This window comes from Psychrobacter fjordensis, from assembly GCF_904845995.1.
Classification (GTDB): Bacteria; Pseudomonadota; Gammaproteobacteria; order Pseudomonadales; family Moraxellaceae; genus Psychrobacter; species Psychrobacter fjordensis.
Genome location: NZ_CAJGYP010000001.1, coordinates 1,104,681 through 1,131,146, shown reverse-complemented (window position 1 = coordinate 1,131,146; position 26,466 = coordinate 1,104,681). Strand labels below are relative to the sequence as shown.

The window sequence follows — 26,466 nt, the reverse complement described above, 5'->3', positions numbered from 1 at the left end:
TAATAAAGAAAACGTATGCAAATACTATATGGTGTAGACCAAACAAGTCTAATGCCATTGGGCGTATTTTTGGGATTAAGAGTTTATTCATAATTCATGGCCTATACTTAGCGAGTTCATAGTATGGCTGTGCGAAGTCTTTAAGATAAATGAATCATCTATATCATAGCAATAACTGATGCCTTGTTTTCTAACTTATATAACTCTCTAAGGTCTTTTTATGCCTGCTCCCACTTTCAGCCATCCACGCCATCATCATTTATCATTACTACGTGTGGGCATACTTACTACACTAGGACTAGTCATCAGTGCTTGTAGCACCTTAAGCCCAGCGAGTGTCACACCTATAGTTCCTGAAATAGAATCACCTAGCGTAGCCTTAGTATTGGGCGGTGGTGGCGCTAAGGGTTTTGCTCATGTAGGAGTAATCAAAGCACTAGAAGAGAACGGCATTAAACCTACAATTATCGTTGGCACGAGTATCGGTAGTTTGGTTGGTAGCCTATATGCAAGTGGATACACGCCTGCACAGCTTGAGCGATTGGCACTAACGACTAAGGATAGCGAGTTAACTGATTTCACTTTATCCAATCAAGGGTTTATCGAAGGCATCAAACTAAAAAACTTTATCAATGCAAAAGTAGGCGAACGCGCAATAGAAGATTTTCCAATTCGCTTTGCGGCAATTGCTACCGAAAAAAACACGCTAAAAAAAGCAGTCTTTACCACTGGTAATGCAGGACTTGCTGTACAAGCGTCTTGTAGCGTTCCTAATATCTTTATCGCCCCACGTATCCCTGAAAAAGTCGGCAAAAAATATATCGATGGTGGTGTGGTCAGCTTAGTGCCTGTTGATAGCGCTCGTGATTTGGGCGCTGATATTATCATTGCAATAGATGTGACGGATAAAAGTGACAGCAATGACGTTACGCTGAAAGGTATACCAAACCTCAACTCCTTCAGCAGCTTTTGGGGATTGCTAGAGAATACTATCGCGGCTCAGCCAAATACCAATCATAGCGCAACAATGCGTCATGAAAGGGATAGTGCCGATATTGTCATTACTCCTGCTGTCAGTCACATCAGCTCAATAGATACTAGCCAGCGCCGCGCCCTTATTGCGGCTGGATCACAAGCCACCACCTCACAAATCCATGCAATCAAACAGTTGATAAAGCAGAAATCTGAAAGCAAGTACGCAACCCTTTGAACGATAAATAAGTAGCCTATCTAAAAATCTAAACTCGAATAAAAAAGCACCACAGCAATGAGCTATGGTGCTTTTTGTAACAGTGCAAATCATGAAAAACGTATGATTACATGAAACCTAATATTCAAGCATCAACGTCGTTTTATACAGGCACGATAGTTATTTTACACGGGCACGATATTTGACTGCGACTGTGTCGTTAAGACCAACGCCTTCCATATCCCAACGTACTGCTTTATAGTATTTCATATCAACATCTTGCAGCTGATTGTCTACTCTCGTACGCAATGGCATACGCGCAAAACTATTACCGTCGACACTACCATATGGGAACTCCGGTGCTACCGTACGCATTAACTCTACTTCGTCAGGAATACTCATAGTGACCGTCATTTTACGCACACGATCAGCATTGGTATTGGTAAAGTACCCTTGATACTCTAGGACATTGCCTGACTGTAGGCGCGTATTTGCATTGACAGGAACCAAAATCTCTTCACCATTTGCATCAACACTAATCAATGATGCTGTAATTTTGCTATTCACGGCTTGTGCACTTGAACCTTGGTTGGCATTGGCTTGCACAGCAACTGAACTATCCACAGCTTGCTCTGGCGTAGGCAGCATCGCCGAGGCTTGTGTTGTGACGACCATCGCACCGATAAGTGTACCGGCGACAACGTGAAACAAGCGATGACCGCTCCAAGCGCTAAACGGACTAGCAAATTGATTATTTTTTTTCATGGTTTTCATTATCCCTGGTTGATATATCGGTAGAACGCAATTGGTAAAGCTTAAAAAGGGTTTAATATATTTTCAATCACTCATAGCCGTATTCTTTATATGAAGCTGTATATGATTTCAAATACCGCTACTTAGCGCTAGCTTACTTTATAGACTTGAGCCCATCTGCTATGACGCACCTGATAACTATTGATAGCGGATCATTTGTAGTGAATGAAGAACAATCTATCTATCATTCTATAAATTCACATACAATCAAGTGATGGTGTCAGGCTCATTGTTTTTATTGATTATCTGCGTTCGCTATCTGTAAAGCAATAGCGTTTAGCATAACAAAAAGCATTTGTGCGTACACTAACCCCGTGTTGAGGTTGTGTATATAGTCAATCAGCTATAAGGATTCATTAACACAACTGAAATAAAAGATAGCTCATAACGGCATTTTTTGCTATGGTAAATCTTTAGCGGCCAGCATCTTTTTGCTACGCACCTTTTCTTATTCTAACGACTGCTGCTCCCATTATGACTACTAGCGCCATGCCCCAGATTAACCCTGAATACGTTCATTGGTTTCGCAACTCTGCTCCCTACATAAATACACATCGTGGTAAAACTTTTGTGATTATGTTTGGCGGTGAGGCGGTCAATCACGCCAACTTTAGCACGCTTATCCATGATTTTGCTCTATTGCATAGCCTAGGGATCAAGTTGGTACTGGTTCATGGTGCACGACCGCAAATCGAAAAAAACCTAAAAGAAGCAGGTATCGCCTCTCCATTGCATCAAGACATTCGAATTACGCCAAGAGCGGCAATGCCTTCTATTTTACAAGCAGTAGGCGCTATTCGCCTGCAACTTGAAGCGCAACTATCGATGGGACTGGCAAACTCACCAATGTATGGCTCACGCATTGACGCTATCTCAGGTAATTTTGTCACAGCGCGTCCTTACGGTATTCGTGATGGTATTGATTACCAAATGACTGGTGAAGTCCGTTCTATCGACGTTGAGGCCATCAAAAACAACCTACTTCATGATCATATTGTCATTCTGGGTTCGATGGGCTATTCAGCAACTGGCGAAGTCTTCAACTTACTTGCTGAAGACGTTGCACTTAATGCTGCTGTCGCACTTGGTGCTGACAAATTGATATTTTTGGGTGAAGAAGCTGGTATCAATGATGGTGATCGACTATTGCGCGAGATGATTCCAAACGAAGTCGATCGCTTCTTGCGCGATCGTGACTTGAATTGCGAAATTAATTATTTTTTAAATTGTGCAAGTTTGGCGTGTCGCAAAGGCGTTCATCGCACACATATCATCTCTTATGCCAAAGATGGTGCATTGCTAGAAGAGCTTTTCACTCGTGACGGCTCTGGTACACTGATTAGCCATGACCCTTATGAAGAAATTCGCCGTGCTAATATTGATGACGTAGTAGGATTGATCGAGCTATTATCGCCGCTAGAAGAACAAGGCATTTTGGTCAGCCGCTCACGCGAATGTTTAGAACAAGAGATTGACCATTATAGTGTCATTAAGCGTGATGGTATGATTTTGGGCTGTGCAGCCTTTTATCCATTGGACAAGGATTCTGCAGAAATTGCATGCGTTGCCGTACATCCTGAATATCGTAACGGTAGCCGAGGTGCTGATTTGCTAGCATTTTTGGAACAACAAGCACGTAGCCATGGTCTACATAAACTGTTTGTGTTGACGACTCGCACAGCACATTGGTTTGTCGAACAAGGCTTTATGGAAGTTGAAGCAAGTGCACTGCCTGAAGCACGCCAAGAGCAATATCATAACGGTCGCAATTCTAAAGTATTCCAAAAGAATCTTTAGTAAGTTAGCAGAATGCTAATTAAGACCGCTTTGATCAAGTGAACACACTTACCAGTTAGAAAATTTGGTTAAAAACTATGATCAGTTAAGAGCTATAAAATGTAGTCATAAAAAAGCCCTCTAATTTAAGAGGGCTTTTTTATTATTCAGTATTATGCTTATTAAGTACTAACACTAAATAATTACTAGGGCATGTCCTCATTTTAAAAATGGTGATAAAAATGAGATAAATTGCAGTCAAACAAGGAAAATAGCGCAGATAATATCGAGCTATTAGTTAGCTATTTGACGCCGTTTGGCAAGATTTAGCCATTTTTAACCCATTTAGATAACTATCGATTGAATTGAGGACACGCCCTAATACTCATTATTTCACTGATAACAATTCAACAGTAAATACTAGTGTGCTGTTAGGCTCGATACCTGCATTACCAGCTTCGCCATAAGCGATATCTGACGGGATATAGAACTCATATTTTCCGCCTTCTTTCATCAACTGTAGACCTTCTGTCCAGCCAGCGATAACTTGATTTAGTGGGAACTCAATTGGCTCACCACGCTCATAAGAGCTATCGAATACAGTGCCATCAATCAATTTACCTTCGTAGTTCACTTCAACCACGTCAGTTGCTTTTGGTGATTTACCAGTACCTTCGGTTACTACTTTATACTGTAGGCCAGACGCAGTTTGTTTGACGCCTTCTTTTTTAGCATTCTCTACCAAGAACGCAGCACCTTTAGTTTTGTTATCTCCAGCTTTTGTTTCCATCTCTTTGACGAACTTTTCTTCTTGCTCTTTTTGATACGTCGTCAATACTTCTTGCATTTGCTCTTGAGTCAATGCTGAATCAGTACCTTCATAACCATCACGGAAGCCTTTTTCAAAAGTATCAAGATTCAGATCGCCGACCGCTTCTTTATTTCCTTCAGCCATCATATATCCTAAGCTGTAACCGACCTTTTCGCTTGCTGAACTTTGTTCGGTAATTGAAACACTCTGAGCAGCCGTTTCTTGGTTGCCATTATTTGTGCTACAGCCTGTTACTAACAACATAGCACTAGCAAGTGCACTAACGCTTAAAGTAGTGATTTTTTTCATAAAGTACTCTCAAATTGTAAGAATAGTGGCGAGATGTCACATGGTTCTATAATAGCAAATCTTAGTTTTAGGAGCCATGTTTGGAATAAAATTATCGGACGAGTGTACAGTATGTGTTAATATTTATATATATAATAACAAGTTATCACACAAATATAGTAACAGGTTAAGCTTTCTGTCTTTAAATCTACTGACACATCAGCTAAGCTGAACCAGTTAAGGTGATAAATAGTCAAGTGTTTGCCCTATCAAAGATATCTAAATATCAGCAATAAAGTTATAAATACAAAGTACACAGATATTTTTTGATAAGACTAACGACTCGAAAATTAGAATATCACTCTATAGCTCATTTTGAAAAATACTATTTATTATAACCATTATGTATTGGTCACATTCAATATCAGCAACATTGACGATATTGTTTGGCAGCCTCTGTATGATGATTAAAGGAGGATCAAATGAATCCAATGTACACGTCTTTTAACGGTTATCTTGGTGGGCCTATCGGCTCCATTATCGGTGCTATTTTAATATTTATCATTGGCTGGTTGGTTGCACTTGGTATTGCAGCCCTAGTTCGTAATGTACTATCTAAGATCAATCTTAACCAACGTATGAGTTCTTCAACAGGTAAAGCCTACGACCTGGAAGGTATTATCTCCAAAATTGTATTTTGGTTTATCTTTATCATCGCGATCTCTGGAGCGCTGAACCAATTGAACTTAAACTCAATTTCGACACCGTTCGCAAATATGATAAATCAAGTGTTGGCATTTATTCCTAACCTCATCGGTGCTATCGCTGTCGGTGTCATTGGTTGGGTTGTGGCTACCGTTGTGCGTACCGCCATCAATGCGGCATTGTCTAAAACATCAATGGACGAGCGTCTCAGTGCTCAAGCTGGTGTAAAGCCAATGAGCAGTACAATCGCTGACATGGTGTATTGGTTCATTTTACTGATTATTTTAACTATGGTACTTGGTCAATTACAGCTTGATGGTTTATTTGCACCATTAACTAATATGGTTGATAAAATCTTCAGCTTTATTCCTAACATCTTAATTGCAGCTGTAGTCTTTGTAGTCGGCTATATCATTGCTAAAGTAGTACGTGGCATCGTAACCAACCTTGTTTCTACGTTTAATGTGCAAGAACTGGCTTCAAAAGCAGGCTTAAGCGAAAAAAACAGCCTACCTAACATTGCTGGTTCATTAGCATTTTTAGTAGTTATCATTCCAACTATTATTGCAGCATTAAATGCTCTAAAGATCGAAGTTATTGCTCGTCCTGCGACGAACATGCTGAATAAAATCATGGAAGCATTGCCAAACATCTTTATGGCAGCCGCCATTCTAGTGGTAACCTTCTATGTAATTCGCATGGTTGCCAACATCATTAAAGGCCTTATCGAAAACACTCAAATCAACCAATTGCCAGCCAAAGTTGGCCTGCAAGACACTATGGGCGATAAGAAAGTATCTGACCTAGTTGGTTATGCGATTGTTTTCTTTGCAATGCTGTTTGCTGCCATTGCCGCTGCTGACTTATTAGGTTTTGAGCCTATTTCAGCTATCATCACAATGTTCATTGCCTTTGGTGCTAATATTATCCTTGGTGCTATTATCCTATTCATCGGGTTTTGGCTTGCTAACATTATTGCAGGTGTGGTTGAGCGCTCTGAGCAAGGTTCACAATTCCTAGCAAATATCGTACGTGTATTGATCATGGGCTTAGTACTAGCCATGGGTCTAAAAGCGATGGGTATTGCGGATTCAATTGTTAATCTAGCATTTGGTCTAACGTTAGGTGCAGTAGCCGTTGCTTTTGCCCTATCATTCGGTCTTGGTGGTCAAGAAGCAGCAGCACGCTTCCTGCGTAAGATGCAAGACAAGATGGATCATGAGCGTACCGAAGCCAAAGCAAAATCTGCGCTTCAGCCAGAGACTTCAACTCAAGAAAAAGTGGCTGATTCAGTGCATGAAAACACGCCTGCGGCTACAAGCACACCAACTGACGACTTGCGTACAGATGTAGTGGATACCACTCCTGTTAATACTGATGACATCAGTAATGATGGCAATGTATTACTACCTGGTAGCAGCTTGAATGACGATATCGACAATAAATAAATAGTTATCCTCAATTTCCAAATATAAAAAAGACAGCCTAGGCTGTCTTTTTTTATGCACTTGATATAGTCAGTTTAATCTAATTTAGATACAAGGAAGCCGAGTGAAAGTACTACAAGTAGTAGACTAAGCGAGACTGACACCGTATCCAATTTACAGAGGATTGACTATACAACTTCTCATACATTACCTATCACTTATCCTTGCGCGCAGGAATAGAGAGATTTAGGTGTACTTGAGGTCGCCTATCCGCTTGACTATCTTTTTTAGAATCTTTATTTGCTGGTGCTGTATTTAAAGCTATTTGTTGATCTGGTTGTGAGCTACTATTCTGATGCTGAATATCTTGATGCTTGAGACGTTGCAATTGTTTGGTTAGCTGACGTTCACGTTGAGTCATGGTATCGACTGGCTGAATCCATAGATCGATATCGATAAAGGTCTCATCAGCCTCAGTAATAAAATCAATACCCAATACAATGACATGATGAAGCTCAATTATTGGCAAACGTGTGGCAACATCTTTTGCAATCTGTGCCAATTTTGGTTGAACAGCCGCTTTGCTATTATGTCCTGTAGCCTCCTGACCGTAAAACACCAGTACATAATGTCGACCCAAACTCTCATAAGAATGTTGGTGTACGACATAGCCATCCTTCTGCAACGAGGCACTTTGCTTGGGATGTCTATATAGCGTTCGGATAAGTTCGTGACGTGAAAACAGAGATTCACCCAGCAGTTGTTGCTGCCAGTAAACAAGCGGTACGTCTAACTTATCGTCAGTATTGGCTTTTTGCTTTTCACTATACGTCTCTATCATTTGCATACTTAGCTGAGACCATAGCATTGCTGCTTGCAACATATGCTGATGATACATCTGCGCAGTTGTACTTTGGTTTTTGTATGCGAGCGTTATGGCTACAAGTGCTGAATTAGGCTCATCCTGAGCCTCATTTTTGATGAGTGCATTATCAACTGCAATAGCAGAAGCAAATAAATCTGGACTTTGTAAGAACTTCTTAACTAATGCCTCTTCTGATTCAAAGCTTGGCACATGACTCGTGGCCGAATGCTGTAGCTTCTCTAGATGATACGACAAAAAACGCCATAACTCAGATTGTGTACGTACCGCTGTCGCTATCGAGTACCAATCATCCCAGCTAAATACTTGTAGCTGCTGCTGGCTTTCGCTCATATCCACCACTAGGTCTTCTAAAAAATAACGCGCACCAAAACTGTGTTTCAGTCGCTGTAGGGCGTTATGTTTTTCACTATCTTTATTGTTTTGAGCAGCGCTACTCCCTCCTCCTACAAGCTGAATATCAAAGATCAAAGCATCATAACCGACTGCATCATTGTCTTCATTTTTAGACAGTGATGCTTTGTACCATGAAAGCGCAGACTTTACTGCGATCATACGTACAGCCTCAATATTAGCTGATCCAGTATCAAATGGTAAGTATAGGGTTAGCTCAAGCAGTTGTAGCTTGCCAAGTGGCAACTGATATTGATAGTGACGAGCGATATATTGAGCATTATAGTCATGCTCAATCATATGCATGCCAGCTAAAGCGACTGCGGTAGCATCTGCTTGTAAGTAACAGACCAGCTCGGTAGTAAGATAGCCCCAATCGGGCATTGTCGTAATCGAATAGGACACAAGTTCTGACCTTTTATTATTGAAGGGGTATATTGTATGGTATGTTATTTTTGCTGATTAGCACGATGAAACACAGTCGCTTTCACAGTGCTGAATTGTTATGATGATATCAAAGTAGCATCACTTATACACGAATTTGTATATATAGACTGCCTTAGAGAATACCTATCTTATAGAGTCAAAATAATACTGATATAAGAAAACATAGCACAAGCGCTATATTATTAAGGTTAGCCAGTTCAGCGACTTAATGACTTTATAGTGGGCAGACCATACACTCATCAAAATTATTTAATCATTCTCATATAATAACAAGGATTGAACAATATGAAGCGCTTTAAAGAAAAGACCGTCATCATAACAGGCGCAGATTCAGATATCGGTCGGGCAACCGCGCTGCGATTCGCACAAGAAGGAGCTAACTGTATCATTGTTGGTATTAATTCTGATATCTTAGGATACATCTACGAAGATCTGCCACAAGACCATACATGGATCAACACAGGTAACCACCTTACCGTGACCAGTGATATCAACGATCCAACCCAAACGGCAAGATTAGTAGAGCATGTACTCGAGAAGTATAATCATATTGATGTCATGGTCAATATAGACACTGCTGTCGGCATTCATCAGTCAGTCATTCCAGAGCTAATAAAAACAAAAGGTAATATTGTTAATATATCAGCACTGACTGATCTGTCAGCAGACTGGAGTATTGACACGTATAAAGCAGAACAAAGTAAGTTGACCGAACTTACAAAGAAACTGGCATTAGAAAATATACCAAATAACGTGCGTATCAATGCGGTCACTGCTGGGTTCGTCACAACAGATGTCAGTTCAAATCCATTCGTTACTCACTCTCCACTGGGAAAAACAGCCACTCCTTTCGACGTGACAGCGGCTGTGATGTTTCTAGCCAGCGATGACGCGGCTATTATTACGGGTTTGAACTTACCTGTCGATGGCGGGGTTAGCACCTTCACAAATTAGACCAATTAAGAAATCTTAGAAAACACTCTTAATGTTTACAGAGAAAAACCCCTTAATATATGTATATCAGGGGGTTTTTGAATAAGAGCTATTATAATCACGGCTTTAAGGTTTTTTAACTAGCTGAGTCATTCACGTCTTGTAGAGGCTGCGATAGACGCTCAGGATATCTTGGAATCACACCTTCATATTGCTCATAGATTTTTGGCAAGTCAGCATCGATATCTCCACTAGGATAGACCAGAGACATAAAGCGTATCTCTTTGGTATTGTAATCCATAGCGACTGGTAAAATCGGCACACCCGCACCCAACGCTAAATAATAAAACCCTGTTTTCCAACTCTCAGTGTATTGGCGCGTACCCTCTGGTGACAACCCTAAAAACAATGGCTCACCCGTTTTGAACTTATCAATACTTGATTGCAGCACCGAACCCTTGTTACCACGATCAATAGGGATAATGCCCATCCAGCGTAGTAGTTGCGCAAGGACTGGTACTTTAAATAAAGTATGCTTACCCATAATACTAATCTGGAGATCTAGCGCAAACAGACTGGGTATCGCATACACACCATCGACATTAGAGGTGTGCGGTAGCGCTAATACCACCGCCTGCGAAATATTTGGTATCTCACCAACGGTCGTCCATCCCGATGCTTTTAACATGGTTGACGCAATGAGAGGTGCAATTTTATTACCACGTCTTGGAACTAAATCACCTAGCTGCGCTCTACTGAGCTTGGGTAAAATCTTAGATCGCTTAGACGAAGAAGCTTTAGAGCGATTGGAAAACTTTGATGTCATGATGGCACCATATAATAAAAGATACTTATATAATAGCATTAAGCTTATGCGACTAAGTTGCGTTTTATCAGCTTTTATTGCCTAATAAACCCTCTATTTATAAATTAGCATTCATGAGATGTCTATAAATAAGTACGATTATAGCGAACAAACTAACAAAGGCATTTATGGAATATTAGCCAAGTTCCCTTTATTCTCAAGCCATGACTTGCGATCAGATGCGCGTTTTTTCGCGAGCAACATATCCATGACACTATTAGTAAGCACCATATCGTCCATGTCTAACTGAACCAAACGTCGAGTATCACGGTTCATAGTTGTTTCACGCAACTGCTCTGCACTCATTTCACCCAATCCCTTAAAACGGGTAATTTGAGCTTTTTTATTGCCCGGTACATTAGCCAAGATATGCTCAAGCTCAGGCTCATCTAACGCATAGTGAACCTCTTTGCCTACATCAACTCGGTACAAAGGCGGCATCGCTACAAACAAATGACCCGCATCAACCAATGCAGGAAAATGCTTCACAAATAAAGCGCAAATCAATGTCGCAATATGTAAACCATCAGAGTCAGCATCCGCTAAAATACATACTTTGTCGTAACGCAGCTCAGATAAATCATCAGAAGCAGGATCGACACCGATAGCAATCGCGATATCATGAATCTCTTGGCTTGAAAGTACCGTATCGGATGATACTTCCCACGTGTTTAAAATCTTTCCACGCAGCGGTAATATCGCTTGATAATGACGATCTCGAGCTTGCTTAGCACTACCACCAGCAGAGTCTCCTTCTACCAAGAATAGCTCTGCCCCATCGCGTAAATCACCGCGGCAATCTGCCAATTTACCCGGCAATGCAGGCCCTTGCGTTATCTTTTTACGAGCAACTTTTTTAGCAGACTTAAGACGGCGACCTGCCTTATTGATAGCCAACTCTGCAATTTGAGTCCCCATGTCTGCATTTTGGTTTAGCCATAAACTAAAAGCATCTTTCGCCAAGGTCTGAACCGCTCCAGCAGCTTCGCGACTAGATAAACGCTCCTTGGTTTGACCAGAGAACTGTGGCTCAGAAAACTTAAGTGACAGGATATAGTTCACTCCATCCCATACATCTTCTGCTGTCAGTTTTACACTACGTGGCAATAAGTTATGAATATCACAAAACTCACGCAAGGCTTCCAAAATACCAGTGCGCAATCCATTGACGTGTGTACCACCCTGAGCCGTCGGAATCAGGTTTACATAGCTTTCTTGAATCGGCGTCCCACCATCAGGCAACCAAGACAACGCAAAGGTAATACCTGCTCGCTCGCCACTTTTTGCCTCATAGTTATAATAAAACGGTGCTTCCGGCAAGGTCTCAAGACCGTCTAGTTGCTCGTTTAAATACTCAACCACCCCATCGGTAAATTGCCACACAACTTTTTCATTATTAATCTCATCGGTGAACTCAATCGTTAGCCCAGCGGCCAAAACTGCCTTAGCTTTCAAGTTATGCTTGAGCTGTTTAACATTAAATTTCGGTGAATCAAAGAAACTACCATCGGCCCAAAAATGTACTTTGGTACCGCGCTTACGCTTGTTCGAGCTGACGGCCTCAGTCAAAGGCGTTACTGGCGCACCATTTTCAAACGCCATATCAAACTGTGTGCTATCACGCCATACCGTGACCTCGACCCGTGTTGATAGGGCATTGACGACAGAGATACCCACGCCATGCAGGCCGCCAGAAACCTCATAATTGGAGGTCGAAAATTTACCACCGGCATGTAAACGGGTTAAAATCAGCTCAATACCTGATTGATTAAACTCTGGATGGATATCAGTCGGCATACCGCGACCGTCATCTTCGACGGACAATGACCCATCACTATACAACTGAACCTTGATAGTCTTTGCATGACCAGCCAATGCTTCATCAACTGAGTTATCGATAACCTCTTGTGCCAAATGGTTAGGGCGCGTGGTATCGGTATACATCCCTGGGCGACGGCGTACTGGCTCAAGTCCTTCTAAAACTTCTAACGATTGCGCATTATATTGACTCACAAATGCATCCTTAATTATTCATGTACGATTAATTCTATTAAGCCATTATAACGAAAAATAGCGACGGTAACGCTAATAGTCCGTCGCTCACGTCATATAATGTCGTCTATTTAGGCTTATACTAAATTCTGTAGGATATCCATCACCATCGGCAGCTGATCCCGAAAGTCACTAAAGCGATGATCGCCACCTTCCTGCAAAGTAACCCGTGCATCAAGCCCTCTATAAAAATCTCTTGATAAATACGGATTCAGAAGCTCATCACCCTCTTTGATAAAGACCGCCATTTTATTAGGATAGTTAATCGATCCTAAAGGATGTGCTGCAAACCATTGCAAATCTGAATGAGTAATATGCCAACCACCCGCTGTTGTATGTAAAATCTCATTGTTCAATATTTTACTTTCTCCACTAGCCGTTGAAGACGATTCACTAGCAAAGCGTTGCAACGTGATATGTGGCTGCGTACTAGGATTTAGCAGTAAAGCCGCACAGCCTGTATGATTACTCACTAGAGTAGAAAAGTAGCCACCTAACGAGCTACCTATCAGTACCGTTTCAGCATCTCTATTTAATTGAGTTACCAACTTGACTAGCTGCTCAAAAACTTGCTCAGGAGCACTATTCAGATCAGGGCGATATACGCTGATATCAGGATGATACAGCTGACAATATTTTTCTAACAGTACTCCTTTAGTAGAATTGGCATCACTGTCTAATCCATGAATATAAATAATGTTCACGTATCATCTCTCTTATTAATTTTGTTATGATTATCTTATATAGCCATTAGAGCTAAGCATAGCACCCGCTAAACAAAAATTATAACAATAAAATGGCACACTATTATTCAGCATTTGCGACATAATAATGTTTTGCAATGAGGCTAGACAATAAATTAGGCAAGTTAAAGGAATAACGATAATAGCAATGGAGTCGCCATGAATCAGCAGTTTGAACTGTTCGAGATTGCCAATCCATGCATTGGTGTATGCCAAAGCAATAAAAAAGGCTATTGCTTTGGCTGCTTGCGTAGTCGGACCGAGCGTCAGTTATGGCATGATATGACGACTGAACAGCGTCGCGAGGTGCTACGACTAGTCTCTGGACGTAAGCTACGCATCGAACAGATGAGGCAACGCAAAGGCGAACAATTAGGATTTAATTTTGAAGAAATAATAGAGATAGGTGAATTATTTTGACAGAGAAAAACTGTCGTAGATGGTAGACAGTTCAAACTAAAAATATTTATTAAGTAAATTTGGCTGAAATATATATCCAATACCCTAAAAGCAATATGAGTAAGCTCCATGATAGTGAAAAGCACAAGTAATATGACTCGTTATCAAGTACCACATAAAAGTAAATAGCCAGTCCAATACTTACTAACAGAGATGCTGAATATGCGATAAGTAAGGTAAACAAAACCGTATTTTCAAATTTGGATAAAGTTGGACTATTTTCGGCACAAATATGAAGAAGAAAACCAAGTGAAAAAGCCCCACCAATTGTAATATGCAAAAATGATATTAGAACCAGTGACCAGATGGGAGCCTTTCCTAAAAACTGTGTAACTGCTTATAATCCACTAACCGGAGAATAAGCAATGGCTACTCAATCTGACATTAAAAAACTGGCCGAGCAAATGGCTGGTAGCATGAATAGCTTTGATGACATCAAAGACTTCCAAAAGCAGCTCATGCAATCCTTTATCGATACTGCCTTAGAGGCTGAGATGGAAGACCATCTCGGCTACCCCAAACATGAAAAGGCGGATAAACCTAATAAGCGTAACGGGCACACTAAAAAGACCGTCCGCAGTGACACAGGTGACCTTGAGATCTCCACCCCAAGAGACCGCGGTGGCAGCTTTGAGCCTGTACTCGTTAGTAAGCATCAAACCCGTATCTCAGGTCTTGATGATAAAATCATATTCCTTTACGCTAAGGGTCAAACCACCACCGAGATCGTAGAGAGCATTAAAGAGCTCTACGATGTCGACATCTCAAGCTCTCTTGTCTCAAGAGTCACCGATAACATATTAGAGGACATCACCGCTTGGCAGAACCGGCCGCTGAGCAGTGTTTATCCTATTGTCTATCTAGACTGCATTGTCGTCAAAGTACGTCAAGATAAGCAGATTATCAACAAAGCCATTTACTTAGCGCTAGGTGTTGCTCTTGATGGTAAAAAAGAGCTGCTTGGTATGTGGTTATCAGAGAATGAAGGCGCTAAGTTCTGGCTAGGCGTTCTCACTGAACTACAAAACCGCGGGGTACAAGATATCTTCATTGCCTGTGTCGACGGCTTAAAGGGCTTCCCTGATGCCATTAACACCGTCTACCCCAACGCTCAGGTTCAGCTGTGTATCGTACACATGGTGCGTTATTCCATGAAGTTTGTACCATGGACGGATAAGAAGGCAGTAGCGGCTGACTTAAAGGCCATCTACGGCGCTGATACGCTTGAGATAGCAGAGGCCAATCTTGAGCACTTTGATGAGGTGTGGGGTGATAAATACCCGCACGTGATCAAGTCTTGGCGCAGCAATTGGGAGGGCTTAACGGTGTTCTTTGAGTATCCTAAAGACATCAGGAAAGCGATTTATACCACTAATGCGATTGAGTCGCTAAACAGCGTGATTCGGACAGCGGTGAATAAGCGTAAGGTGTTCCCGTCTGACCAGGCGGCGTTTAAAGTGGTGTACTTGGCAACCCAGCAGGCATCCAAAAAGTGGTCGATGCCGATTCGTAACTGGACGGCTGCTCTTAATCGCTTTATGATTATGTTTGATGATCGTATCAGCAGGCATTTAATCTAAAGGGCAGTTACACAGAATCTGGGATGGTCTCCCAGATGGACATAAGCTTTCCCTTCTTAACCTGATATTTATTTCAATAAGTTATTATACGTTTTACCATTTTACTGGATCAGTTTTAAAATCGGATGCCTTAACTCTTTGTAGCTCACTAAAGTTAGAGGGTAATTTTTCAAACACCTCAATTAAAGTATCATTAAATGCTTTTAAGCCAAAGTTTGTACTCATACCTTCTTGCCAATTGTCCCAAGTTTTTTTTACTAACTCTATTAGACCTACGTAAATAAATTTGTTCGTTGCATAAATCCATATAATTATATACTTCATTATGAACAGCATTAGCCTCAGATAAACCAAGCTCTTCACCAATTAATGCTTTATAAGGTATACGCTGTATTATATCGCGATATTCTTTACTTATTGAATCTGCAAATATCGTTCTCTGCTGTAGAAAATTTTGTCTCAACTGATAAATAGCAGCAAGAAGACCTAAAAAAGTCATATATAAAGCTAAAGAATCTATATTCACATCTAACTCCTGAAGAATAAAGCCTGATTCAAACAACTTATCATGACTACCTTTTGAATGGCGTCAGATCTATTTTTTCAAACTCACATACTGCTTTTATAGTAGGATTTTCACTTAATCGATTTAGATACACCACCAAGTTGGTATAGTCTATCGGTGATTTCTCCAATACTAATGACCACTCCGCCAACATAAATAAGAAATAGTCACATGCCGATAGTTTTTCACCAAGCAAGAAATCATTAGAATCAAGCTGATTGTCTATTATAGACAATGCCTCTCCAATACGATCATCTTGAGCAGATATAATATTGGGTATATTGCTTTCGTCGTTAGTATGGCGATGTGGATAATAACGAACCATCAATTCCGCTTGTAACGTATTATTCAAGAATGCAATCCATTGAAAAAATAGCGGTCGTCTAGGATCGCCAATAGGTGGCATTAACTCATATTTTGGATATAATTCACAAATATGAATGCAAATAGCAGGACTTTCAAAAATTGGCTGCTCGTCATCAACCAGCGTTGGAATACGCCCAGCAGGATTTAGCTTCAAATAGTCAGCTGATTTGTGACCTTCACTCTCTCGTTCGACAAGTACTAACTCGTAATCTGCTTTTACATGATGAAGTAGAAAATGTGGTGCTAAGCTAGCATTGTTTGGGTAATAATAAAGCTTAAGCAAAGTAGACCTCACCTTAAGATTAATAGAGACTTATAACAGCTGATCATCTTAACAATGAACGGCACACTCTACCTGATACTAATAAGTTATTCTTCCATCTGCCATTTATCATCTACCCAAACTGCATCAGTATCGTCTAAATGTACATGCCAATCTGCATCAGTCACCGCAAGACGGATATCAGTCAAACATTCTAGCCAATGACCAAGCGTATATATAAGATCCTCAACATCCATGCTAGAAGATATTTTCGTGGCACCTGCTAATATTACCTCTGACTCACTATCATCATAGGCGTAAAGATCAAAAGACTCAGCATCTTCTGTGTGCTCAAAGTTGTCATTATATTTACCAATGATTGATGCAACCTCTTCTTGCTCTTGAAGGGTTAAAGGAGTAGTACGCTCTGCAGTGTAGTAGAATGAAATGCCCATGATATGCTCCAAAATAAATAATAAGTGAAGGTGACTGTTAGGTATTAATAGATAATACCACACCATTCCTCGTTAATTTGATCCAACCCCCAGGCAAAAGAAAACCCCCAACGCGTGAGCATTGGGGGTTTAACTTTGAATAGAGAGCTGACGATGACCTACTCTCACATGGACGAATCCACACTACCATTGGCGCAACGATGTTTCACTTCTGAGTTCGGGAAGGGATCAGGTGGGGCCATCGCGCTATTGTCGTCAGCAAAGGGGGTTAGATATGAGTCTGTTGTTTTTATTGTTTGACTATAAATTTTACTTTTTAGTCGATCAACTTATAACCTAACTGAATCAAGGTTAAAGGTGATATCGAAATATTCTCTCTTTATTCTATAAGCCACTACAGCTTATACAAGATAGATTAATTAGACTTGTATACAAACCACTTGGGTGTTGTATGGTCAAGCCAAACGAGCAATTAGTACAGGTTAGCTACATGCATCGCTGCACTTCCACACCCTGCCTATCAACGTCCTAGTCTTGAACGGCTCTTTAGGGAAATCTAATCTTGAGGTGGGCTTCCCGCTTAGATGCTTTCAGCGGTTATCCCATCCGAACGTAGCTACCGGGCAATGCCACTGGCGTGACAACCCGAACACCAGAGGTTCGTCCACTCTGGTCCTCTCGTACTAGGAGCAGATCCTCTCAAATTTCCAACGCCCACGGTAGATAGGGACCGAACTGTCTCACGACGTTCTAAACCCAGCTCGCGTACCTCTTTAAATGGCGAACAGCCATACCCTTAGGACCTGCTTCAGCCCTAGGATGAGATGAGCCGACATCGAGGTGCCAAACACCGCCGTCGATATGAACTCTTGGGCGGTATCAGCCTGTTATCCCCAGAGTACCTTTTATCCGTTGAGCGATGGCCCTTCCATACAGAACCACCGGATCACTAAGACCTACTTTCGTACCTGCTCGACTTGTGGGTCTCGCAGTTAAGCGCGCTTTTGCCTTTATACTCTACGACCGATTTCCGACCGGTCTGAGCGCACCTTCGTACTCCTCCGTTACTCTTTAGGAGGAGACCGCCCCAGTCAAACTACCCACCATACATTGTCCTCGGTATTGTTATACCTGAGTTAGAACCCCAACATGACCAGGGTGGTATTTCAAGATTGGCTCCACAAACACTAGCGTGTCTGCTTCAAAGCCTCCCACCTATCCTGCACAAGTCAGGTCAAAGTTCAATGTAAAGCTGTAGTAAAGGTTCACGGGGTCTTTCCGTCTAGCCGCGGGTACACAGCATCTTCACTGCGATTTCGATTTCACTGAGTCTCTGCTGGAGACAGCGCTGCCATCATTATGTCATTCGTGCAGGTCGGAACTTACCCGACAAGGAATTTCGCTACCTTAGGACCGTTATAGTTACGGCCGCCGTTTACTGGGGCTTCGATCAAGAGCTTCGCTTACGCTAACCCCATCAATTAACCTTCCAGCACCGGGCAGACATCACACCCTATACGTCCACTTTCGTGTTTGCAGAGTGCTGTGTTTTTAATAAACAGTTGCAGCAGCCTGGTATCTGCGACTGCCAGCAGCTCAAGGAGCGTGTCCTATCACCACCAACAGCGTACCTTCTCCCGAAGTTACGGTGCCATTTTGCCTAGTTCCTTCAGCAGAGTTCTCTCAAGCGCCTTGGTATTCTCTACCTGATCACCTGTGTCGGTTTAGGGTACGATTCGTTTATAACTATTGCTTAGAAGCTTTTCCTGGAAGCATGGTATTTGCCACTTCACTGTACAAGTACAGCTTGCTATCAGATCTCAGCCATGTAGTAGCCCGGATTTACCTAAGCCACAAGCCTACATCCTTTCACCTGGACAACCAACGCCAGGCTGACATAACCTTCTCCGTCCCTCCATCGCATTATAAACAAGTATCAGAATATTAACTGATTTCCCATCGACTACGCCTTCCGGCCTCGCCTTAGGGTCGACTCACCCAGCCCCGATTAACGTTGGACTGGAACCCTTGATCTTCCGGCGTGCGAGCTTTTCACTCGCATTATCGTTACTCACGTCAGCATTCGCTCTTGTGATACCTCCAGCATGCCTTACGACACACCTTCACAGGCTTACACAACGCTCCCCTACCACTTGAAAACAAATTCAAATCCGCAGCTTCGGCTCCTAGTTTGAGCCCCGTTACATCTTCCGCGCAGGCCGACTCGACTAGTGAGCTATTACGCTTTCTTTAAAGGATGGCTGCTTCTAAGCCAACCTCCTAGCTGTCTATGCCTTCCCACCTCGTTTCCCACTTAACTAGGAATTTGGGGCCTTAGCTGGCGGTCTGGGTTGTTTCCCTCTCCACAATGGACGTTAGCACCCACTGTGTGTCTCCCGGATATCACTCATCGGTATTCGGAGTTTGCATCGGTTTGGTAAGTCGGTATGACCCCCTAGCCGAAACAGTGCTCTACCCCCAATGGTGTTCGTCCGAGGCGCTACCTAAATAGCTTTCGGGGAGAACCAGCTATCACCGAGTTTGATTAGCCTTTCACCCCTATCCACAAGTCATCCCCTGGCTTTTCAACGACAGTGGGTTCGGTCCTCCGGTGCCTGTTACGGCACTTTCAACCTGCTCATGGATAGATCACTCGGTTTCGGGTCTATACCCTGCAACTAAACGCCCTATTAAGACTCGGTTTCCCTACGGCTCCCTAAACGGTTAACCTTGCTACAGAATATAAGTCGCTGACCCATTATACAAAAGGTACGCAGTCACTCCAATAAATTGAAGCTCCTACTGCTTGTACGCACACGGTTTCAGGTTCTATTTCACTCCCCTCACAGGGGTTCTTTTCGCCTTTCCCTCACGGTACTGGTTCACTATCGGTCAGTCAGGAGTATTTAGCCTTGGAGGATGGTCCCCCATCTTCAAACAGGATTTCTCGTGCCCCGCTCTACTTAATATGTTAACTCTAATGTTTCGAATACAGGACTATCACCTACTACGGTCAGCTTTCCCACGCTGTTCTTCTACATTAGAATTAATCGGCTTCTCCCCGTTCGCTCGCCGCTACTAGGGAATCTCATTTGATGTCTATTCCTAAGGGTACTGAGATGTTTCACTTCCCCTCGTTCGCTTCTTGTACAAGTACAAGATACCTACCTTATGGTAGGTGGGTTTCCCCATTCAGAAATCTCCGGATCACAGGATATTGCCGCCTCCCCCGAAGCTTATCGCAGGCTGTCACGTCTTTCATCGCCTCTGACTGCCAAGGCATCCACCATGTGCGCTTCATTACTTGACCATACAACCCCAAGTAGTCTCTCGACTTCTAAGTGTCGTACAATCTAATTATGATAACGATATCACCTAATTTTATACGCTTGATTCAGTTCTCTTATTACTTTTTTAATAACTCACCCCTGGGATAACAACTGATGTCGTTAAGAGGTGAGTTATTAAGGTTAAGAAGTGCGTGAACACGCTCTTCCTAACCCAGACTCATATCTATGTTTTTAAATAGTTCCTACTCTCTCGTCGAGTAGCAGGTTCTGTATAAAACAGAAAGAAGTAATCTTGCCAATATAATGGCGAATCACTTGTTTCTATTTAATACCTATTTTATTTATTAGCATCTAAAGTTTCGTATTTATAGTGGTGGAGCCAAACGGAGTCGAACCGTTGACCTCCTGCGTGCAAGGCAGGCGCTCTACCAACTGAGCTATGGCCCCGTAAATAATGGTAGGCCTGGGCAGACTTGAACTGCCGACCCCCGCGTTATCAACACGGTGCTCTAACCAGCTGAGCTACAGGCCTTTGTATGCCTACAAAGGCAAAAGCTAATAAATACTAGCTTAAACTAAAGAACAACTTGTTGTGAATTCTTGCTGACCGAATGTCATCTATAAGGAGGTGATCCAGCCGCAGGTTCCCCTACGGCTACCTTGTTACGACTTCACCCCAGTCATCAACCACACCGTGGTGAACGCCTCCCCGAAGGTTAAGCTATCCACTTCTGGTGCAATCAACTCCCATGGTGTGACGGGCGGTGTGTACAAGGCCCGGGAACGTATTCACCGCGGCATTCTGATCCGCGATTACTAGCGATTCCTACTTCATGGAGTCGAGTTGCAGACTCCAATCTGGACTACGATAGGCTTTTTGAGATTCGCATCACATCGCTGTGTAGCTGCCCTCTGTACCTACCATTGTAGCACGTGTGTAGCCCTGGTCGTAAGGGCCATGATGACTTGACGTCGTCCCCGCCTTCCTCCAGTTTGTCACTGGCAGTATCCTTAGAGTTCCCGGCTTAACCCGCTGGTAACTAAGGACAAGGGTTGCGCTCGTTGCGGGACTTAACCCAACATCTCACGACACGAGCTGACGACAGCCATGCCATGCAGCACCTGTATTCTAATTCCCGAAGGCACTCCCGCATCTCTGCAGGATTCTAGATATGTCAAGACCAGGTAAGGTTCTTCGCGTTGCATCGAATTAAACCACATGCTCCACCGCTTGTGCGGGCCCCCGTCAATTCATTTGAGTTTTAACCTTGCGGCCGTACTCCCCAGGCGGTCTACTTATTGCGTTAGCTGCGTCACTAAGTCCTCAAGGGACCCAACGACTAGTAGACATCGTTTACGGCGTGGACTACCAGGGTATCTAATCCTGTTTGCTACCCACGCTTTCGAGCCTCAGTGTCAGTATTATGCCAGAAGGCTGCCTTCGCCATCGGTATTCCTCCAGATCTCTACGCATTTCACCGCTACACCTGGAATTCTACCTTCCTCTCACATACTCTAGCTCTACAGTTTCAGATGCAGTTCCCAGGTTGAGCCCGGGGATTTCACATCTGACTTATAGAGCCACCTACGCTCCCTTTACGCCCAGTAATTCCGATTAACGCTTGCACCCTCTGTATTACCGCGGCTGCTGGCACAGAGTTAGCCGGTGCTTATTCTGCAGCTAATGTCATCGTCCGTGGGTATTAACCACGGAGTCTTCTTCACTGCTTAAAGTGCTTTACAACCAAAAGGCCTTCTTCACACACGCGGCATGGCTGGATCAGGGTTTCCCCCATTGTCCAATATTCCCCACTGCTGCCTCCCGTAGGAGTCCGGGCCGTGTCTCAGTCCCGGTGTGGCTGATCATCCTCTCAGACCAGCTACAGATCGTCGCCATGGTAGGCCTTTACCCCACCATCTAGCTAATCCGACTTAGGCTCATCTAATAGCGAGAGCAGTAAACTGCCCCCTTTCTCCCGTAGGTCGTATGCGGTATTAATACGAGTTTCCCCGTGCTATCCCCCACTACTAGGTAGATTCCTAAGTATTACTCACCCGTCCGCCGCTCGACGCCTGATAGCAAGCTATCATCGTTTCCGCTCGACTTGCATGTGTTAAGCCTGCCGCCAGCGTTCAATCTGAGCCATGATCAAACTCTTCAGTTTAATCTTGCTATGAAGTCCTTTAAAGAGACTTCTAAACTTGGCTCATCTAATCTGGCAAAATCGCTAAAAATTATGTTCGTAATGAATTAACTTTGAGTTTTTTTACTGTCTTAAATGATAATTTTTATAGTTAGAATTCTATCGAAAAGATAGTCAACCAACTTTATTTTTTAACATTCTGAATCAGCAAAAATCCACACAAGTTGTTCTTTAGTTATGCTTTTAAATAATGCCTAATCACTGTCGTCCAGTGTTAGTATTCTAACTAAACAGTCATAGCCAATGTGGCTTATCCTATTTAGCGAGCTGACTATCATATCATGTTTTAATAGTCTGTCAACTTCTTTTTTTATCTCGTTTCAATGAGTTAACTGGGTTTTAATTAAGTAATTATCTCCTAATTACTGCCAGTTCTCCCTGTTGAGGGGCGTATTATAGACGCTTTAAATCTTGAGTCAAGAGGTATTCTAATTTAATTCAAATAAACTTGGTTATGGCTGTTTTATTGGCTTTTTCAACGATTTAAATTTTAGATTCAGGCAAAAGAAAACCCCCTTTGACATAAGTCAAAGGGGGTTTTCTAGGAATAGAGAGCTGACGATGACCTACTCTCACATGGACGAATCCACACTACCATTGGCGCAACGATGTTTCACTTCTGAGTTCGGGAAGGGATCAGGTGGGGCCATCGCGCTATTGTCGTCAGCAAAGGGGGTTAGATATGAGTCTGTTGTTTTTATTGTTTGACTATAAATTTTACTTTTTAGTCGATCAACTTATAACCTAACTGAATCAAGGTTAAAGGTGATATCGAAATATTCTCTCTTTATTCTATAAGCCACTACAGCTTATACAAGATAGATTAATTAGACTTGTATACAAACCACTTGGGTGTTGTATGGTCAAGCCAAACGAGCAATTAGTACAGGTTAGCTACATGCATCGCTGCACTTCCACACCCTGCCTATCAACGTCCTAGTCTTGAACGGCTCTTTAGGGAAATCTAATCTTGAGGTGGGCTTCCCGCTTAGATGCTTTCAGCGGTTATCCCATCCGAACGTAGCTACCGGGCAATGCCACTGGCGTGACAACCCGAACACCAGAGGTTCGTCCACTCTGGTCCTCTCGTACTAGGAGCAGATCCTCTCAAATTTCCAACGCCCACGGTAGATAGGGACCGAACTGTCTCACGACGTTCTAAACCCAGCTCGCGTACCTCTTTAAATGGCGAACAGCCATACCCTTAGGACCTGCTTCAGCCCTAGGATGAGATGAGCCGACATCGAGGTGCCAAACACCGCCGTCGATATGAACTCTTGGGCGGTATCAGCCTGTTATCCCCAGAGTACCTTTTATCCGTTGAGCGATGGCCCTTCCATACAGAACCACCGGATCACTAAGACCTACTTTCGTACCTGCTCGACTTGTGGGTCTCGCAGTTAAGCGCGCTTTTGCATACTCTACGACCGATTTCCGACCGGTCTGAGCGCACCTTCGTACTCCTCCGTTACTCTTTAGGAGGAGACCGCCCCAGTCAAACTACCCACCATACATTGTCCTCGGTATTGTTATACCTGAGTTAGAACCCCAACATGACCAGGGTGGTATTTCAAGATTGGCTCCACAAACACAAGCGTGTCTGCTTCAAAGCCTCCCACCTGTCCTGCACAAGTCAGGTCAAAGTTCAATGTAAAGCTGTAGTAGAGGTTCACGGGGTCTTTCCGTCTAGCCGCGGGTACACAGCATCTTCACTGCGATTCCGATTTCACTGAGTCTCTGCTGGAGACAGCGCTGCCATCATTATGTCATTCGTGCAGGTCGGAACTTACCCGACAGGGAATTTCGCTACCTTAGGACCGTTATAGTTACGGCCGCCGTTTACTGGGGCTTCGATCAAGAGCTTCGCTTACGCTAACCCCATCAATTAACCTTCCAGCACCGGGCAGACATCACACCCTATACGTCACTTTCGTGTTTGCAGAGTGCTGTGTTTTTAATAAACAGTTGCAGCAGCCTGGTATCTGCGACTGCCAGCAGCTCAAGGAGCGTGTCCTATCACCACCAACAGCGTACCTTCTCCCGAAGTTACGGTACCATTTTGCCTAGTTCCTTCAGCAGAGTTCTCTCAAGCGCCTTGGTATTCTCTACCTGATCACCTGTGTCGGTTTAGGGTACGATTCGTTTATAACTATTGCTTAGAAGCTTTTCCTGGAAGCATGGTATTTGCCACTTCACTGTACAAGTACAGCTTGCTATCAGATCTCAGCCATGTAGTAGCCCGGATTTACCTAAGCCACAAGCCTACATCCTTTCACCTGGACAACCAACGCCAGGCTGACATAACCTTCTCCGTCCCTCCATCGCATTATAAACAAGTATCAGAATATTAACTGATTTCCCATCGACTACGCCTTTCGGCCTCGCCTTAGGGTCGACTCACCCAGCCCCGATTAACGTTGGACTGGAACCCTTGATCTTCCGGCGTGCGAGCTTTTCACTCGCATTATCGTTACTCACGTCAGCATTCGCTCTTGTGATACCTCCAGCATGCCTTACGACACACCTTCACAGGCTTACACAACGCTCCCTACCACTTGAAAACAAATTCAAATCCGCAGCTTCGGCTCCTAGTTTGAGCCCCGTTACATCTTCCGCGCAGGCCGACTCGACTAGTGAGCTATTACGCTTTCTTTAAAGGATGGCTGCTTCTAAGCCAACCTCCTAGCTGTCTATGCCTTCCCACCTCGTTTCCCACTTAACTAGGAATTTGGGGCCTTAGCTGGCGGTCTGGGTTGTTTCCCTCTCCACAATGGACGTTAGCACCCACTGTGTGTCTCCCGGATATCACTCATCGGTATTCGGAGTTTGCATCGGTTTGGTAAGTCGGTATGACCCCCTAGCCGAAACAGTGCTCTACCCCCAATGGTGTTCGTCCGAGGCGCTACCTAAATAGCTTTCGGGGAGAACCAGCTATCACCGTTTGATTAGCCTTTCACCCCTATCCACAAGTCATCCCCTGGCTTTTCAACGACAGTGGGTTCGGTCCTCCGGTGCCTGTTACGGCACTTTCAACCTGCTCATGGATAGATCACTCGGTTTCGGGTCTATACCCTGCAACTAAACGCCCTATTAAGACTCGGTTTCCCTACGGCTCCCTAAACGGTTAACCTTGCTACAGAATATAAGTCGCTGACCCATTATACAAAAGGTACGCAGTCACTCCAATAAATTGAAGCTCCTACTGCTTGTACGCACACGGTTTCAGGTTCTATTTCACTCCCCTCACAGGGGTTCTTTTCGCCTTTCCCTCACGGTACTGGTTCACTATCGGTCAGTCAGGAGTATTTAGCCTTGGAGGATGGTCCCCCATCTTCAAACAGGATTTCTCGTGCCCCGCTCTACTTAATATGTTAACTCTAATGTTTCGAATACAGGACTATCACCTACTACGGTCAGCTTCCCACGCTGTTCTTCTACATTAGAATTAATCGGCTTCTCCCCGTTCGCTCGCCGCTACTAGGGAATCTCATTTGATGTCTATTCCTAAGGGTACTGAGATGTTTCACTTCCCCTCGTTCGCTTCTTGTACAAGTACAAGATACCTACCTTATGGTAGGTGGGTTTCCCCATTCAGAAATCTCCGGATCACAGGATATTGCCGCCTCCCCGAAGCTTATCGCAGGCTGTCACGTCTTTCATCGCCTCTGACTGCCAAGGCATCCACCATGTGCGCTTCATTACTTGACCATACAACCCCAAGTAGTCTCTCGACTTCTAAGTGTCATACAATCTAATTATGATAACGATATCACCTAATTTTATACGCTTGATTCAGTTCTCTTATTACTTTTTTAATAACTCACCCCTGGGATAACAACTGATGTCGTTAAGAGGTGAGTTATTAAGGTTAAGAAGTGCGCGTGAACACGCTCTTCCTAACCCAGACTCATATCTATGTTTTTAAATAGTTCCTACTCGTCGAGTAGCAGGTTCTGTATA

Annotated in this window: 15 protein-coding genes, 2 tRNA genes and 5 rRNA genes; 6 read left to right on the top strand and 16 right to left on the bottom strand. The window is 43.3% G+C overall.

Annotated features, from left to right (window positions below):
• Positions 1–220 precede the first annotated feature (220 nt).
• Positions 221–1,210 (top strand): patatin-like phospholipase family protein, encoded by a 990-nt coding sequence (locus tag JMW61_RS04745; protein ID WP_201549793.1) that lies wholly within the window; start codon positions 221–223, stop codon positions 1,208–1,210.
• Between the two features lie 159 nt (positions 1,211–1,369).
• Here the strand turns inward: JMW61_RS04745 and JMW61_RS04740 are convergent, their stop codons facing one another.
• Positions 1,370–1,954: a hypothetical protein gene (locus JMW61_RS04740; protein WP_201549792.1), complete on the bottom strand. Its 585-nt coding sequence runs from the start codon at positions 1,952–1,954 to the stop codon at positions 1,370–1,372.
• Positions 1,955–2,476: 522 nt separating this feature from the next.
• On the opposite strand from JMW61_RS04740, the gene argA reads away from it, so the two are divergent.
• Entirely contained in the window at positions 2,477–3,799 is a 1,323-nt protein-coding gene (argA, locus tag JMW61_RS04735) for an amino-acid N-acetyltransferase (RefSeq protein ID WP_201549791.1), read from the top strand.
• Between the two features lie 367 nt (positions 3,800–4,166).
• On the opposite strand, the gene JMW61_RS04730 is transcribed toward argA, so the two are convergent.
• Positions 4,167–4,898 (bottom strand): FKBP-type peptidyl-prolyl cis-trans isomerase, encoded by a 732-nt coding sequence (locus JMW61_RS04730; RefSeq protein ID WP_201549790.1) that lies wholly within the window; start codon positions 4,896–4,898, stop codon positions 4,167–4,169.
• A gap of 461 nt (positions 4,899–5,359) precedes the next feature.
• Between JMW61_RS04730 and JMW61_RS04725 the strand changes: the two genes are divergently transcribed.
• Positions 5,360–7,030, top strand: coding sequence for a mechanosensitive ion channel (locus JMW61_RS04725; protein ID WP_201549789.1), 1,671 nt, complete (start codon positions 5,360–5,362; stop codon positions 7,028–7,030).
• Positions 7,031–7,223: 193 nt separating this feature from the next.
• On the opposite strand, the gene JMW61_RS04720 is transcribed toward JMW61_RS04725, so the two are convergent.
• Positions 7,224–8,690, bottom strand: a complete 1,467-nt coding sequence (locus JMW61_RS04720; protein ID WP_201549788.1) for a hypothetical protein — start codon at positions 8,688–8,690, stop codon at positions 7,224–7,226.
• 327 nt (positions 8,691–9,017) lie between these two features.
• Here JMW61_RS04720 and JMW61_RS04715 point away from each other — a divergent pair, with 327 nt between their 5' ends.
• Positions 9,018–9,686: an SDR family NAD(P)-dependent oxidoreductase gene (locus tag JMW61_RS04715; RefSeq protein WP_110924405.1), complete on the top strand. Its 669-nt coding sequence runs from the start codon at positions 9,018–9,020 to the stop codon at positions 9,684–9,686.
• A gap of 115 nt (positions 9,687–9,801) precedes the next feature.
• Here the strand turns inward: JMW61_RS04715 and JMW61_RS04710 are convergent, their stop codons facing one another.
• The 3 genes from JMW61_RS04710 to JMW61_RS04700 form a co-directional block, all read right to left on the bottom strand.
• Positions 9,802–10,491, bottom strand: a complete 690-nt coding sequence (locus JMW61_RS04710) for a lysophospholipid acyltransferase family protein (protein ID WP_227687355.1) — start codon at positions 10,489–10,491, stop codon at positions 9,802–9,804.
• A gap of 165 nt (positions 10,492–10,656) precedes the next feature.
• Complete coding sequence (gene parE, locus JMW61_RS04705; RefSeq protein WP_201549786.1) at positions 10,657–12,543, bottom strand: DNA topoisomerase IV subunit B; 1,887 nt, start codon at positions 12,541–12,543, stop codon at positions 10,657–10,659.
• 116 nt (positions 12,544–12,659) lie between these two features.
• Complete coding sequence (locus JMW61_RS04700) at positions 12,660–13,286, bottom strand: YqiA/YcfP family alpha/beta fold hydrolase (protein ID WP_201549785.1); 627 nt, start codon at positions 13,284–13,286, stop codon at positions 12,660–12,662.
• 198 nt (positions 13,287–13,484) lie between these two features.
• On the opposite strand from JMW61_RS04700, the gene JMW61_RS04695 reads away from it, so the two are divergent.
• Complete coding sequence (locus JMW61_RS04695; RefSeq protein ID WP_201549784.1) at positions 13,485–13,745, top strand: DUF1289 domain-containing protein; 261 nt, start codon at positions 13,485–13,487, stop codon at positions 13,743–13,745.
• 404 nt (positions 13,746–14,149) lie between these two features.
• Complete coding sequence (locus tag JMW61_RS04690; protein WP_201549563.1) at positions 14,150–15,364, top strand: IS256 family transposase; 1,215 nt, start codon at positions 14,150–14,152, stop codon at positions 15,362–15,364.
• Between the two features lie 193 nt (positions 15,365–15,557).
• On the opposite strand, the gene JMW61_RS04685 is transcribed toward JMW61_RS04690, so the two are convergent.
• The 10 genes from JMW61_RS04685 to JMW61_RS04640 all read right to left on the bottom strand — a co-directional run bounded on the left by JMW61_RS04685 (position 15,558) and on the right by JMW61_RS04640 (position 26,214).
• Entirely contained in the window at positions 15,558–15,890 is a 333-nt protein-coding gene (locus tag JMW61_RS04685) for a hypothetical protein (protein WP_201549783.1), read from the bottom strand.
• Positions 15,891–15,936: 46 nt separating this feature from the next.
• Positions 15,937–16,578 carry a glutathione S-transferase family protein gene (locus JMW61_RS04680; RefSeq protein ID WP_201549782.1) on the bottom strand — a complete coding sequence of 214 codons (642 nt, stop codon included), beginning with the start codon at positions 16,576–16,578 and terminating at the stop codon, positions 15,937–15,939.
• A gap of 86 nt (positions 16,579–16,664) precedes the next feature.
• A complete protein-coding gene (locus JMW61_RS04675) occupies positions 16,665–17,012 on the bottom strand; it encodes a hypothetical protein (protein ID WP_201549781.1) in 348 nt (115 codons plus the stop codon).
• A gap of 145 nt (positions 17,013–17,157) precedes the next feature.
• Positions 17,158–17,272 (bottom strand): 5S ribosomal RNA (gene rrf, locus JMW61_RS04670).
• Between the two features lie 191 nt (positions 17,273–17,463).
• Positions 17,464–20,322, bottom strand: a 23S ribosomal RNA gene (locus JMW61_RS04665).
• Positions 20,323–20,673: 351 nt separating this feature from the next.
• Positions 20,674–20,749: transfer RNA gene (locus JMW61_RS04660), tRNA-Ala, on the bottom strand.
• An 8-nt stretch (positions 20,750–20,757) separates the two neighbouring features.
• A tRNA-Ile gene (locus tag JMW61_RS04655) sits at positions 20,758–20,834 on the bottom strand.
• Positions 20,835–20,923: 89 nt separating this feature from the next.
• Positions 20,924–22,467: ribosomal RNA gene (locus tag JMW61_RS04650) — 16S ribosomal RNA — on the bottom strand.
• A 592-nt stretch (positions 22,468–23,059) separates the two neighbouring features.
• Positions 23,060–23,174: ribosomal RNA gene (gene rrf / locus JMW61_RS04645) — 5S ribosomal RNA — on the bottom strand.
• Positions 23,175–23,365: 191 nt separating this feature from the next.
• Positions 23,366–26,214, bottom strand: a 23S ribosomal RNA gene (locus JMW61_RS04640).
• Together the 16S, 23S and 5S rRNA genes with 2 tRNA genes alongside form the textbook arrangement of a ribosomal RNA operon.
• Positions 26,215–26,466: the final 252 nt, after the last annotated feature.